The organism is uncultured Hymenobacter sp., assembly GCF_964242765.1.
GTDB lineage: Bacteria > Bacteroidota > Bacteroidia > Cytophagales > Hymenobacteraceae > Hymenobacter.
The window spans coordinates 1-14,018 of sequence record NZ_CAXTBM010000100.1 but is presented as its reverse complement, the minus strand read 5'-3'; the positions used below and the strand labels follow the sequence as shown (position 1 = coordinate 14,018).

Below are 14,018 nucleotides of genomic sequence, written 5' to 3'. Positions count from 1 at the left end.
GTCCGGGCCGCCGTCGGGGCTGTAGCCGAGCGGGTTGCCGTTGCGGGCGGCGCGGTCTTCGTAGGCGTGCACGTTGTTGCCGCGGGTGATGGTGAACTCGGGGCCGGCCGTGCCGTTGGTGTCGTGCCAGCCGAAGGGGGAGTACATTGGGTCGGCCGGGTTCACCAAAAGCTGCCGGCTGCCGTAGAGGGGGCTTTCTACGGTCAAGGGGTAAGCGTTGTAGCTGTTGGGCGTAGCGGCTGCACTACTCGGTTGTTGCTGGGGCCACGAGGAGGTAGCTAACGCGCGTTGCGTAAGCTCCATAAAACCTACGGGCTCCGAGTTGGTTAGATCGGTCTTATCAACTAGTTGGCCCGTCGCGGCATCGACGCGCACGTTCCAGTAGTGCTCCCCGTTCTTGGGCGCAATGGTCACGTCCCAAACCAGCACCAACTCGCCGCTAGGCCGGGCTTGGTACATGAGCTTCACGGAAATGGGATCCAGCGAAATGCCGCCTTCATTGAAGACCATGCCATCGGCTGGCGCGCCGGCTTTCGTGAGCGTCAGGTTGCCGGGGGCCGGGAGGTTCAGGGCGCGGGCCGCCGCGGCCACCGCTTGCACTGGCGTAAGGGTGGGGGCCGTGGCCGCCGTACGGGCCAGCGTTGCTAGGTTGGGAATGAAGGCCGTGTGCATGCTAACCACCTTCTCGCTGCGGTCGAGGTGCAGGTCGGCTTCCGCGCCATAAATTTCAATGCCCTGGTACCGCTGCCGTAAATACACGTGCGTGATGGCCGACGAGCCTTCATCGGTGTAGGAACTGGTTACGGCCGGGTTGGCTACGTCGGTAGCACTCAACCCGTACTTGGTGCTCTGGGTGCCGAGTTGCTGCAACGCAGCGCGCAAGGGCGTAGATTGAGCCGCGGCCAAGCCGGGCAATGCCAGCATAGCAGCTACAAGCAAAGGGCGGCAACTAGAGGGCGTAAAGTTTGTCTTCATATAGACGGATAAGGGTGAAAGAGCGAAACACAATAGCCTTGTAAAGGCTGCTTGCTTCTAAACCTATCGATGATATCGGAGAATCAGAAATATTTATCTAGTAATAGAGCAATAAGATTATGTGCATGAGCTTCCTGCCAGACTTCAAGAAACCGTCTTTATTACAGTGTGGATTTTAGCCTTCCATCTGACAATCAGTGCGTAACCACATGGCGGGTATTACTTATTTCGCATACTTACTGCTGCGCTACTGTTGAGCCCGAACCCGAAGAAGAAACTAAAGCCGCTGCCAGGTAGTGAAAACAAAACTGCGCAAAGCTTGCCCCGATAAGGCGAAGCTTTGCGCAGTACAGTTAAACAAAGCAGTAGTTCTAGTCCTCGTCCTCTAGCCGGTCTTTGGTAATGATGTTAACCATGCCGTCTTCGCTAACTACAATGGCTAGGCAGGGGTAGGGCGACGTTTCGACGTAGCGAATAGCAGAGTTGTAGCGGGCCCCACGGGTGCTGGTACCGCGGCCCGAAGCCTTACCGTCCAGAATCACACCAATGGAGTAGCAATAGCCATCGGGGTCGAGGAGCACGGCCCCGTCGATAGAGGTAACGAGGCGCGTGATGAGCGGCGTGAGCGGCACCGGCTCGATAAGCGTGCATTGCAGCTTTAGGCGGTCGGCTTCGGCCAGGGCCTCGGTGGTAATGACCATCAGCGTGCCGTGCTTTTGGCGGCTGGCTTCCAGCACTACTTCCCAAAGGTGCTCGATCTTGGCGGAGTCGGTGAGGTGGAATGTGCGCTTCAGGTCTTTGCGGAAACGGGTGCGGTTGACGCGCGAACGAGGCAAGCTAGGCTGGCTGTAAATCGTACGCATCAGCACTTTGCCATCGTGCTGAAACTCCCAGGCGTAGTGATTGATGAAGTTGATAACAAACAAGTCTTCCCGAGTCGGGTCGTACTCGCCAACCAAGCGGCCAAGGGCGTACACATTCTCGCTGTCGGAGAGCAAGCTTACGTCGGGCGTCGTCATTTCTAGCAGCTTGCGCACGGCCCGGTAGTCGGTGAGCGGGGTAGGGCAGGTAAGGGCAAATACCTCTTCCACGTTGGGGTGGCGGCGACGGGCCATGATGAGCTTGCCTACGCCGCCGGCCCCTTCGTAGCGCAAACTGGAAATAGTGTTCAGCGTGTTGAAGAGTCGAGTCGCCCCAGGCTCAGCCCCGAGCGCCTGCGCTGGCGTATCGAGCAAACTCTTGCCAGCGGCCCGCAGGATTTCTTCGGACTCACGGGGGCGCATCATCATCCCAGAACCGGGCTCCGGTTCGCTCAACGATTTCACGCACTCCTCCGTGAAGCGGAAGATGGCTGCCGCCAACAACGACGGCGCCAGGGGCCGACCATCGGTGTAGAAACGGTGTGGCCGCAACGACGGATACGCGCGCATGGCCTTGCGCCGCACCCGCAGCACCGTCATTACGAAGTAGCCGTTGATGCGGATAGGCCAGCCCGGTACGTGCTGGTAGATGGTGTTCTCATCCAGTCGATCAAACACATCCTGCACGGCCGTGCGAATGCCCAGTGACTCTTGCCGCCGGTCGAGCATTTCCGGAGTCACTTCCTCCCGCACCGAGATGGGAACAGGGACGAGCCGTTCGATGTCGCGGCCCCGGGCTACAGCACTCGTGAAATGCAGCGTATCGAGGCCGTGGTTGGCGGGTTCCAAATGCACCAGCGGTGCATCGGCCGCGGGCGAGTCGATATGCAGGGCCAGCAGCATCGTGAACGGTTCCAGCTCTTCGTCAAGGACGCTGAAAATACCGTTGGCAATGTTTTGGGCGGCCTGCAAAAACCGCGTCTGGTAAGGCCAAACGTGGAAAGTGTCGGCTTCGACGGGCGGCTGAGTGGTTACGGGCGGAGCAGAAAGTAGTGGAAGAGTAAGCATGGGGAAGGCGGAAAGGGCACTCAAAACAATCACCACAACTAGCGGCCTCACTCTGGCAGGAAGTGACCAGGTGGGTACACAGCTAAGTAGTTGGATATAAGCAACAAGATAATGGACTTGGATTATTTTTGCGACACACAAACTTAGCCGTATACCCCTCAAGTACGTAGGCTCATCTTATTACTAAAGACAACCACCTACCCTATTGAGTGACGCATACCTCAGGTAATTACCTTAGAGCTGAAAGAGAACAGGCAAAACCATCTTTTGCTTTAATGGCTGCCCTTGATAGGAAGCGGGCGTCCACTTGGGTGCTGTCTTGATAAGCCGCAGCGCTTCCTGGTCTAGGCCCGAGCCCAATGGTTTTACCACTTTGGCGTCGGTGAGAGACCCGTCTTTTTGAATGACGAACTCCACCATCACCCGACCTTCTATCTTCCGCTGCCGGGCCAGAGCGGGGTACTGCTGGTTTTTCTGAATCCACTCGAAAAACACCTCGGTGCCTCCCACGGGCCGGGCCGGCTGGTCGGGCGTGATGATGGTAGCCCCCGACTTGGTTGGGGTGCCGGCTGGTTTGGGAATGCCAGTTGAGGTAGTGCCTACCGGGGCATCGGGTTCGGTGGCCGGCGCGGGGCCACCCGCGCCAAGAGGTATCTGGAAGGCTATCGGGACGCTGACGCGCTGCCGCACTTTTTGGCCCTTGTGCTGAGCAGGCGTCCATTTGGGGCCACCTTTAATCAGCCGCACCGCTTCGGCATCCAACTGCGGATCGACGGGCTTGCTGGCCGTCACGTTGGAGATGACACCAGTTTTCTCGACTACAAACGTAACTTCCACGGTGCCGGCCGCCCCGCGCTGCAAGGCGGCGGTGGGGTATTGTTGGTTGTCGGCCAGGTAGTGAGCATAGGCTTCCACGCCACCAACGGGCACGGCTGGCTGGGCCACGGCGTCATAGATTTGTTCGGGTTCCGGCTTGGAGTACTTCAATTTTTGCTGGGCCAGTACGGGCGCGGCCATTGGCAGGGCCAGCACCGCCACGAGGGCGAAACGACGGAAAAAAAGCGGCATAGCGAGGAATACAGGAATAAATTGGATTATCTGGAAGATAACTCAACAACCGCACCAGGCCAGCCGCTGGTTCAGTGGTGCTCTGCCGACCCCAAAAATCGGCTAGTTTTGGCGGATGGCACCTGACACTACTTCCGCTGGCGGCGCATCGGCCGCTTCCACTGCCCACAATTCCAGCCGCGCCCCCGAGCCGGTTGGGCTCTATCCACACGCGCGTCGGGTAGGTGATTTGCTGTTTTTGTCGGGGGTGGGGCCGCGCCAGCGCGGGCAACTGGCCGTGCCCGGTGTGGAGCTAGATGCCGCCGGCAACATCACACGCTACGATTTCGAGCGGCAGTGCCACGCCGTTTTCCAAAACGTGCGCTACATCTTGGAAGAAGCTGGCGCCCGCTGGGAGGATTTGGTTGATGTGACGGTGTTTCTGACCAACATGAAAACCGACTTTCCCACCTACAACCGCCTCTACGCCGAGTACTTCCAGAGCAACCAACCCTGCCGCACCACCGTCGAGGTGAATTGTTTGCCCACGCCTATTGCCATCGAGCTGAAGTGCATAGCAGTTGTAGCAGCATAAGGCATAGCCATAACGCAAGCCATGGTCGGGCTGTACTAGGTTGTGTTGCGCAAATGATGTAGCACTTCTAAGCTATGTCAAAATACTAAGAACCAAGTGCAAGGCCGAGAATGGAGACTAGCGGACTGTATTTGCTAAGTAAGAAAGGGATACTACTGCTAAGCTAGGTTTCATAACTTTGATTGTGTCCTGTTCTTGATTTGAAGTTGTATTCATGAAGCAAACGTTACCATTCTCTTTTATCTTATTTCTTACGCTTCCGGCCGCGGCGCAAACTGCGGCGCCCGATACCACCCGTATTGTTGGTTTGAATGAAGTGGTGGTGTCGGCCAACCGCATCCAGGGAGAGCGAAAACTAGACCTGCCCCAGCAAGTGGACGTGCTGAGCGCCCGCCAGATTCGGTTGCTCAACCCGGCTACCACGGCCGATGCGCTACAGAATTCCGGTTGGGTGTTCGTGCAGAAGTCGCAGCTCGGTGGCGGCTCGCCGGTGTTGCGCGGCTTCGAAGCCAATAAGGTGCTGCTGGTTGTGGACGGCGTTCGGCTCAACAACGCCATCTACCGCGCGGGCCACCTCCAAAACATCCTAACGGTAGATGCCAACTCGCTGGAGCGGATGGAAATCCTGAGCGGAGCGGGGGCCGTCATGTACGGTTCCGACGCGCTGGGCGGCGTTATCAGTCTCTACACCAAGCAGCCGAAACTAGCCGACAGCGCCACCTCCGGCCCGCAGGCCCGCACCAACACCCTGCTACGCTACGCCACCGCCGCCCGCGAGAAAACGGTGCATACCGACGTAAGCCTAGGTTGGCAGCGGTGGGCCCTGCTGACCAGCGTGACGGCCACCGATTTCGATGACTTGCGCAAAGGCCGCAACGGCATCAACAAGTACCCTGGTTTTGGGGAAGTGAACCAGTATGTGGAGCGGCAAAACGGCCAGGATGTGGTAGTCGGCAACGAGCACCCCGACCGGCAGAAGTTCACCGGCTACCGTCAACTGGATGTGGTGCAGAAAGTATTGTTTCAGCCGCAGGCCGGGCAGCGCCACACGCTCAACCTTCAGCTTTCCACCACCTCCGACATTCCGCGCTTCGACCGCCTTCAGACTTACCGCAACGGCACTCTGCGCTACGCCGAGTGGGACTACGGCCCGCAAAAGCGCCTGTTTGCCAGCTACCAGTTGGAGCTGACGCGCCCGAACAGTTTCTACGACGTGTTGCGCCTGACACCTGCCGTGCAGGACATCGAGGAAAGCCGCTTGGTGCGCGACTTTGGTAATGATGAGCGCCAGGAAAACACCGAGAAAGTACGGGTGCTGAGCGCCAACCTGGACTTGTTTAAGAACTTCGGCCAGCACGAGCTGCGTTACGGCGCGGAAGTCACCCACAACAAAGTCCGCAGCATCGGCGAAGGCGTAAACGTGGCAACCGGTGCGGTGCGGCCCATTGTCACCCGTTACCCCGACGGCTCCATGTATGGCACGCTGGGGGCCTACGCCGCGCACCGCTGGGAAATAACCGACCACCTGATTTTCTCGGATGGCTTGCGGTTCAGTTACGTGCAAGTGGAAGCGGCTTTCAACCGGCAATTTTTCGACTCGCCCTACAATACAGTGAAGCAAAATTCGTCGTCGTTGGATGGCAACGTGGGCTTGGTGGCGCTGCTGCCGGCCGGCCTGCGCCTGAGCGGACTGGTGGCTACCGGGTTTCGCAACCCGAATGTGGATGATTTGAGCCGGACCTTCGAGCAAACCACCGGCACCAGCCAGACCGTTGGCACGCTCATTATTCCGAATCCTACTCTGAAACCGGAGCGGGTAGTGAATTACGAGCTAGAACTATCCGAAAACATCGAAAACCGACTGTTGCTGGCGGTTACTGGCTTTTACACCAATCTGCGCAACGCGCTGGTCGTGCGTCCCTTCGCTGCCCCCGACGGCCAGACGACCACGCAGTACAACGGCCGAACCTATCAGACCGTGGCCACGGTCAACACGGGGCAGGCGCGCATCTACGGCATTTCCAGCCGCGCTCAACTGGCCTTGCCGGCCCATTTACGCTTCGACGGCACCCTAACCTACACCTACGGCCGCGACCGTACCGCCGACGTGCCCCTCGACCACATTTCGCCGCTCTACGGTCGTGCGGCGCTGACGTACCAGCTGCGTCGCGTGCTGGCGGAAGGCTCGGTGCTCTTCAACGGCCGCAAAACTGTGGCGCAGTACAGCCCGAGCGGGGAAGACAACCTGCCCCAGGCCACCCCCGCCGGCGCCCTGGGCTGGTACACGCTCAACCTGCGGACCAGCTACCAGCTTACGCCGCGCTGGGCGCTACAGGCCGGCTTAGAGAATATTTTAGATACCAACTACCGCGTATTTGCCTCCGGTATTAGTGCTCCCGGCCGCAACCTGTTTGTCACGCTGCGGTTCGAGCGGTGAGCCACTCCCTCGTACCTTCGTGGTTCCACTGATGTTGTTGCCGTGCCTGTTTCGCCTGCTGTCCGTCCGCTTACTGTTGCTCCGTCCGAGGTTTTCACTGAAAATCTAGCCACTCATATTGCCCGCGAAAAGTATTTTGCTGGGCGTCACCAGCTGGGCGGCTGGCTGCGGCTACTCTTGTTCGTAGGCGGCGCGGCGGGTGCTTGGTGGCTGTTTTCGCACAACTTTATTGCGCCCGGTATAGCGTTTGTGCTGGCCGTGTGGCTGGCGTTTTCCATTCTCGTGCGCTGGCACGCCGGCATAAGTTACCAGCGTGAGCACCATCGGTTGCTGGCCCGCATCAACCAAGACGAGCTGGATCGGCTGACTGGCAAGCTCACCGACTTCGACCCTGGCCTGCGCTACCTCGACGCGCAGCACCCGTATGCCGCCGACCTCGATGTGTTCGGGGCGCATTCGTTGTTTCAACTCCTCAACCGTGCCACCACCCGCCTCGGGCACGACTGGCTAGCCGATTGGTTGCTGCATCCCGCCAAACCCGCTGAGGTGCAGGCCCGCCAGCAAGCCACCGCCGAACTAGCGCCTGATGTAACGTGGCTGCAAGAGTGGCAGGCCCGGGCCCGGCACTTCCCCCGTCAGCAAGCCGACCCGCGCCAATTCAGTGCCTGGCTCGCTCGCCCCGACTTTTTCGCGGGCAAACCCTGGCTGAAACCGCTGCTGGTGCTACTGCCGCTGCTGGTGGTTGTGGGTGTTCTGGCTTGGCTGCTCGATTTCGGATTCTATGCGCTGGTGGCAGTGCAGCTGGTTATCGGGCTGCTGAATGGCCGCTTGGCCGCCGTCCGCAACGAGTACGCCGAGCAGGCCACCGCCATGCGCGATGCTTTGCGGGCCACCCAGGCGCAACTCGCCTTGTTCGAGCAGGACCCCGACCGGACCTGGCAGGCGCCGCGGCTGCAACAGCTACTGGCTACGTTGCAGGCCGCCAGCCACGGCGCGGCGGCTACGCAGCGGCTAGGGCAGCTTTCTAGGGTGGCGGGGTTGTTTCGGGGGCGTGAGCATCCGCTGGGGGCTGTGCTGCTGAACAGCTTACTGCTGTGGGACTTGCACGCCGTATGGCAACTGGAACGCTGGAAGCGTGGCCTCGGCCCGGAACTAACCACGGTGCTGGAAGTGCAGGCCGAGTTGGAGGCGCTAGTAAGTTTGGCCGGCTGGCAGTTTGCCAACCCCAGCTACGTGGTGCCGGAGATAAGCTCCGAGTTGCTGGAAGTAACGGCTACCGAACTGGGCCACCCGCTTATCTTCAATGCAAAGCGCGTCACCAACGATTTTCATACCGTCGGGCTGGCCCAAACGGTGGTCGTGACGGGGTCCAACATGGCGGGTAAAAGCACGTTTCTGCGGACGCTGGGGCTGAACATGGTGCTGGCGTTGGCGGGCGGCGTGGTGTGTGCCCGCCACTTTCGTGTCAGCCCGGCACAGGTGTTCACGGCCATGCGCACCCAAGACAACCTCGCTGAAAGCACCTCTTCCTTTTATGCCGAACTCAAACGCCTGCGCCTGCTCCTCGACCTGAGCAGCCAACAAGCAGCCCCCAATGATGCGTCACTCCCCGTTTTCTATTTGCTCGATGAAATCTTGAAGGGCACTAACTCGCTGGACCGGCACCGGGGCGCCCGCGCCTTGCTGCGGCAGTTGCACCAGCGGCGCGCCGCGGGCCTCGTCAGCACCCACGACCTGGAACTAGCCGCGCTGGAAGAAGAGTGGCCGGGGCAGGTTCGCAATTTCAGCTTCAACAGCACCTTCTCGGGCGGCCAGATTCATTTCGATTACCACCTCACGCCCGGCCCTTGCCGCTCGTTCAATGCCAGCCAGCTTATGCAGCTGATGGGAATTGAGGTTGATTATTGATGGGCTCATGCTTGATATGGCAATAGGCAGCCCCTTTGCTACAGTGTATTCTCAGCCTATCGATTATCATCACATCAACACATTCATAATCAGCACATCAAACTATGTACGTTCGTAATAATTTGCGCTGGCACATCATCTGGAAGTATGCTTGGAAGGGTGTGGTTGTTTTCACACTATACTCGCTGCTGGTTTGTGTTATATACGGCCCAATGGGGGTGCATTCCGTGTCGATTCCGTGGCAGCCGGTAGCCACGCTGGGTACGGCCGTGGCCTTCTACATCGGCTTTAAAAACAACGGGTCGTACGACCGATTTTGGGAGGCCCGCCAGATCTGGGGCGGCATCGTCAACTACAGCCGTACGTGGTCGATGCAGGCCTTGGAGTTCGTGACGTCGGTGGTGGATGCGCCCGGGGTGGAAGCGCCTGCTGCTTCACGTGCCGAGCTGTCGTTGCGGCACCGCCGCTTGGTGTATCGCCAAATAGCGTGGTGCAACGCGCTGCGCCTGCACCTGCGCCGCCAAAACGACCAGTGGGACCAGCAAGTCGGGCCCTTCCTCGACCCGGCCGAATCAGTGGAAATGCAGCGTAAGCAGAATCCGCCGGTGCATTTGCTGCGCCAGCAAGCCGCCGACTTGCGCGTGCTGCGCGAGGAGCGAGGTCTACTCAACGACTTCCAGCACGTCAACATGATGACCAGCATCGAGCAGTTCAACAACCTGCAAGGGGGCTGTGAGCGAATCAAAAACACACCTTTCCCCCGGCAGTACGCCTTTTATAGCTTTGTTTTTGTGTGGCTGTTTGCGGCCCTACTGCCGCTGGGTTTGATCGGGGAGTTCGAGAAGATGGGCCCCGATCATATCTGGCTCACGGTGCCGTTTTCGGTGCTGGTGTCGTGGGTGTTCAACACCATCGAAATCGTGGGCCACATCAGCGAAAATCCTTTCGAAAACGAAATGAACGACGTGCCGATGACGGCCATTTGCCGCACCATTGAAATCGACCTGCGCGAGATGCTCGGCGAAACCCACCTCCCCCCCAAGCTCTCGCCCATCGACGACATTCTCTACTAAGAGGCTATCCGAATGAGGCCTTGTCCTGCCGACGCGGAATCTGAGAGAAATCGTTCAACAAGCTCATTCAGATTCCTCTCGCCGCTTGATGCGCGGAATGTCGGCAGGACAAGGCCTTTGCTTAGTTGGATAGATTCTGAACGGTGAGGTTGTGAAACAGCGAGGGTACTGTTCAAGTAGGACAGAACTGAGTGGTGTCACTCCCCAAATTTCACCTCCTCACGGTTAGCGAAGCTCGGCGTTAACTAAGAGGGGAAAGTGGGCGTAAAGAAAGACCTCCTAACCTTTCTGCTTATGTCCCAACTGAACCCCGCCCGCACTACCGGCGCCACGCAAACGTCGTGGTTTCCTACAACTGGCCCGCTGCCTACTTTTCCGAAGCTAACCGAATCCATTGCCGCCGATGTGGTGGTGGTAGGAGGGGGCATTGCGGGCCTGACGACCGCCTATTTGTTGGGTCGTGAAGGCCGGAAAGTGGTGGTGTTGGAAGACGGCGAAATAGCCTCCGGCGAATCGGGCCGCACGACGGCGCACCTTTCCTTTGCCCTCGACGACCGGTACACCACGCTGGAGGAGCTTTTTGGTAAGGACGGCGCCCGCCTCGCCGCCGACAGCCACCGCAGTGCCGTCGATACCATCGAGGAGATAGTAACGCGCGAAAATATTAAGTGTGACTTCGAGCGCCTCAACGGGTATCTGTATCTGCCGAAAGATGGCAAGGTGAAGGAACTGGACGAAGAGCTGGAAGCGGCGCACCGGGCGGGCCTCACCGACGTAAAACGCCTGCCCGACGCGGGTGCTCAAGGCTTCACGACGGGTGAATGTTTGGTGTTTCCGAATCAGGGTCAGTTTCATATTCTGAAATACCTGAGCGGCCTGGCCGAAGCTATTACGCGGCAAGGCGGCCAGATTTTCACCAATACCCACGCCTCCGAAGTGAAAGGCGGCAGCAAAGCCGGCGTCACGACCACCGAAGGCCACGAGGTGGAAGCCGGCGCCGTGGTCGTTGCTACCAACACGCCCTTCAACGACCGGGTGGTGATGCACACCAAGCAGCACCCGTACCGCACCTACGTGATAGGCGCCCGAGTACCCAAAAACTCCGTCACGACGGCCTTGTATTGGGATACTGCCGACCCGTACCACTACATCCGGCTGCAAAAAGTGGATGCCGGCCCCCGCGGCGGCCAAGTTGACTACGACTTGCTGATAGTGGGCGGCGAAGACCACAAAACCGGCCAGGAGCCTAACCCCGAAGACCATTTGCAGTGCTTGGAAGACTGGACGCGCGAAAATTTCTCTTCGGTGCAAAGCATCGACTACCGGTGGTCGGGGCAGGTGATGGAGCCGGTGGACGGGCTGGCCTACGCCGGCCGCAATCCGCTGGATGACGACAATGTGTACATCATCACCGGCGACTCGGGCCACGGCATGACGCACGGTACGCTCGGCCCCCTGATTATCACCGACTTGATTCTGGGCCGCGAAAACCCGTGGGCCAAGCTCTATGATCCGGGCCGCGTGACAGTGAAGCTGGAATCAATAAAAGAGTACGTCACTGAAAACCTCAACGTAGCCGCTGAATATACCGAGCTGCTAACCAGTGGCGAGGTAAGCAGCGCCGACGAGGTAGCGCCCGGTACGGGTGCCGTGCTAGGGCGCGGCCCGCTGAAAGTGGCGGTATACCGCGACCCGAAGGGCCAAGTGCATGAGTGCTCCGCCGTGTGCCCCCACCTGCACTGCATCGTGCACTGGAACTCTCTGGAAACCAGCTGGGACTGCCCGTGCCACGGCTCTCGCTTCGATGCCTACGGCCGACTGCTCGCCGGCCCAGCCAACGAGGACTTGGCCAAGGTCGAGTAGCAGCACGGCCATTCGGCAAATACTTGCCCGGCTACAAGCAAGTGGTGCCACAGACTACGCCGCAGTAGTTGTGGCACCGTTGGCTATTGAATTGGTTTGAAAACCAGATTTTGTTTTACGCTTCGAGCAGGCCTGCTTGTGGCTGTCCAAACAAACGAGCCCCAACCAATCTATTTACCCACTCTTTCCAATTCCCAATTCATGCCCGCATCAAAAAAGAAAACCGCTCCTGCTCCGCAAGAAGTGTCTTGTCCCCATCCGCTCGGAATGCTGATTTCTATTGGAGGGCATGAGCGCAAGGAGGTCTCGAACGGGGACACTGCGGACATGGCCGACGACTCTATTTTGCGCCGGGTGGTAGACGAAATAGGGAACAAGGGGCCCATCCTGGTGTTGCCTATTGCATCGGAAGAGCCCAAAGAAACAGCCCAGGATTATGTTACTGTCTTCAAAGAGTTAGGCTGCAATGACGGGGAAGGGCTTGATAGCCGGAGCCGTGAAGGAGCCGAAAGTGAAGCTAACTTACGCCTACTCGATGAGGCGGGGGGCGTGATGTTTACGGGTGGCGACCAGCTCCGGCTTACGGCGCTGCTAGGAGGCACCACTTTTCAACGGCGCCTCAAAGAGCGGTACACGTACGAGCCATTCGTTATTGCCGGCACCAGCGCCGGGGCCGCTGCCATGTCAACACCCATGATCTACCAGGGGCGCAACAACGCCGGCATGCTCAAAGACGAAATTCACATCACGACCGGATTAGAGTTTCTGCACAACGTGGCTATTGATACGCATTTTGTGGCCCGGGGCCGCATCGTGCGCATGGCGCAAATTATCGCCACTAATCCGTCGTGTATTGGGCTTGGTTTAGAGGAAGACACCGCGGTGGTCGTGACCAAGGGCCGGGAGCTAGAGGTTATTGGCAGCGGCCTGGTGGTGGTCCTCGATGGGATGGGCGTAACGGCCACCAACATTCACGAAGTGGAGCCTGGTAAGCCGTTTTCCATCCGCGACCTGCGCATGCATTTGCTTAGCAGCGGCGAGCGGTACACGCTGCCCATTATGGAGCAAATGCACGCTTAGTTAGATGGTTGATTGCTAAATGGTTGATTTGTTGAATAGCTGATTGTTGAACGGTTAAGTTCTTGTTCGGTAGCAACTGCCAGCAATTCAACAATCAGCCATTTAACACCCAACAATCAACGCAGTGTAGTAGCTTGGCGCTGCTTATCGTATAGATGAGCTTGAACCCGCAGCCTGCTGCAATGAACGAACACACCCGGAAGCTTCAGTACTTTTTCTTCAGCCAAGACTTCTCCGATGGCTTGCGTATCACGCTGGTTGTGCTGCTCCCCGGCTTGCTTTTTGGGTGGCTCGGCAAACTGGAAGTGGGCCTCGACTTGTCGTTGGGAGCGTTGTGCCTGAGCATCACCGACGCCCCCGGGCCGCTCATACACAAGCGCAACGGCATGGCGGCTGGCCTCTTGCTGTTGCCCGTAGTGGCGCTTATTACGGGTTTGGCGCAGCCCTACTTGTGGCTGTTAGGGCTAGAAATAGTGCTGTTTAGCTTCTTGTTCACTTTGTTTTTGGTGTACGGCACCCGCGCGGGCTCGGTGGGTACGGCGGCGTTGCTGCTGGTTATTCTGATGATGGACCGCTCGCTCCCGTTCGAGCAGTTGCTTCGCTTCACCAGCCTCGTGACGGCGGGCGCCGCGTGGTACCTGGTGGTCAGCCTGCTCTCCTACCAGATTCGGCCATACCGCTCGGCCCAGCAGGCATTGGGCGAATGTATTCGGGCGGTGGCGGGCTTCCTGCGCCTCAAAGCCGAGTTTTACCGCACCGGTACCAACTTAGAAGACGACTACCGCCGCCTGATGACCCAACAAGTAATTGTGAGCGAAAAACAGGACGCTGTGCGCGAATTGCTGTTCCGGACCCGGCAGATGATGAAGGAATCGACGGGGACGGGCCGCCGGCTGGTGCTCACATTCGTGGACCTGATGGACCTCTACGAGCACATCACTGTCACGTATTACGACTACGCGGCCATCCGTTCCCGGTTCGAGGGTTCGGGCGTGCTCGATGCCGTAGCGGGGCTGGTCGAGCAGTTGGCTTCCGAACTGGAAAACATTGGCTTTGCTGTTCAAGCCAACCGCAGCTACACGTCGCGGTTCCAACTTACGGCCAGTCTAGAG

At 58.8% G+C, this 14,018-nt stretch carries 10 protein-coding genes; 7 read left to right on the top strand and 3 right to left on the bottom strand.

What is annotated here, in order from left to right:
- The 3 genes from ACFE7X_RS23710 to ACFE7X_RS23700 form a co-directional block, all read right to left on the bottom strand.
- Window positions 1-975, bottom strand: a 975-nt coding sequence (locus ACFE7X_RS23710; protein ID WP_375438160.1) for a M36 family metallopeptidase, incomplete at its 3' end; no start/stop codon positions are given.
- 371 nt (window positions 976-1,346) lie between these two features.
- The gene (locus ACFE7X_RS23705) at window positions 1,347-2,903 is read right to left on the bottom strand and encodes a DNA integrity scanning protein DisA nucleotide-binding domain protein (protein WP_375438159.1); all 1,557 of its coding nucleotides are present in this window, start codon (window positions 2,901-2,903) and stop codon (window positions 1,347-1,349) included.
- A 234-nt stretch (window positions 2,904-3,137) separates the two neighbouring features.
- Window positions 3,138-3,971, bottom strand: coding sequence for an energy transducer TonB (locus tag ACFE7X_RS23700; protein ID WP_375438158.1), 834 nt, complete (start codon window positions 3,969-3,971; stop codon window positions 3,138-3,140).
- A 115-nt stretch (window positions 3,972-4,086) separates the two neighbouring features.
- Between ACFE7X_RS23700 and ACFE7X_RS23695 the strand changes: the two genes are divergently transcribed.
- The 7 genes from ACFE7X_RS23695 to ACFE7X_RS23665 all read left to right on the top strand — a co-directional run.
- On the top strand, window positions 4,087-4,545 hold the full coding sequence (locus ACFE7X_RS23695; RefSeq protein WP_375438157.1) for a RidA family protein: 459 nt from the start codon (window positions 4,087-4,089) through the stop codon (window positions 4,543-4,545).
- A 214-nt stretch (window positions 4,546-4,759) separates the two neighbouring features.
- Window positions 4,760-6,982, top strand: coding sequence for a TonB-dependent receptor plug domain-containing protein (locus ACFE7X_RS23690; protein WP_375438156.1), 2,223 nt, complete (start codon window positions 4,760-4,762; stop codon window positions 6,980-6,982).
- 42 nt (window positions 6,983-7,024) lie between these two features.
- On the top strand, window positions 7,025-8,890 hold the full coding sequence (locus tag ACFE7X_RS23685) for a DNA mismatch repair protein MutS (RefSeq protein ID WP_375438155.1): 1,866 nt from the start codon (window positions 7,025-7,027) through the stop codon (window positions 8,888-8,890).
- Window positions 8,891-8,994: 104 nt separating this feature from the next.
- Window positions 8,995-9,963 carry a bestrophin family protein gene (locus tag ACFE7X_RS23680; RefSeq protein WP_375438154.1) on the top strand — a complete coding sequence of 323 codons (969 nt, stop codon included), beginning with the start codon at window positions 8,995-8,997 and terminating at the stop codon, window positions 9,961-9,963.
- Window positions 9,964-10,257: 294 nt separating this feature from the next.
- Window positions 10,258-11,826, top strand: a complete 1,569-nt coding sequence (locus ACFE7X_RS23675) for an FAD-dependent oxidoreductase (protein WP_375438153.1) — start codon at window positions 10,258-10,260, stop codon at window positions 11,824-11,826.
- A gap of 201 nt (window positions 11,827-12,027) precedes the next feature.
- Entirely contained in the window at window positions 12,028-12,906 is an 879-nt protein-coding gene (locus tag ACFE7X_RS23670) for a cyanophycinase (protein WP_375438152.1), read from the top strand.
- Window positions 12,907-13,088: 182 nt separating this feature from the next.
- On the top strand, window positions 13,089-14,018 hold a 930-nt coding region (locus tag ACFE7X_RS23665; protein ID WP_375438151.1), incomplete at its 3' end, for an FUSC family membrane protein.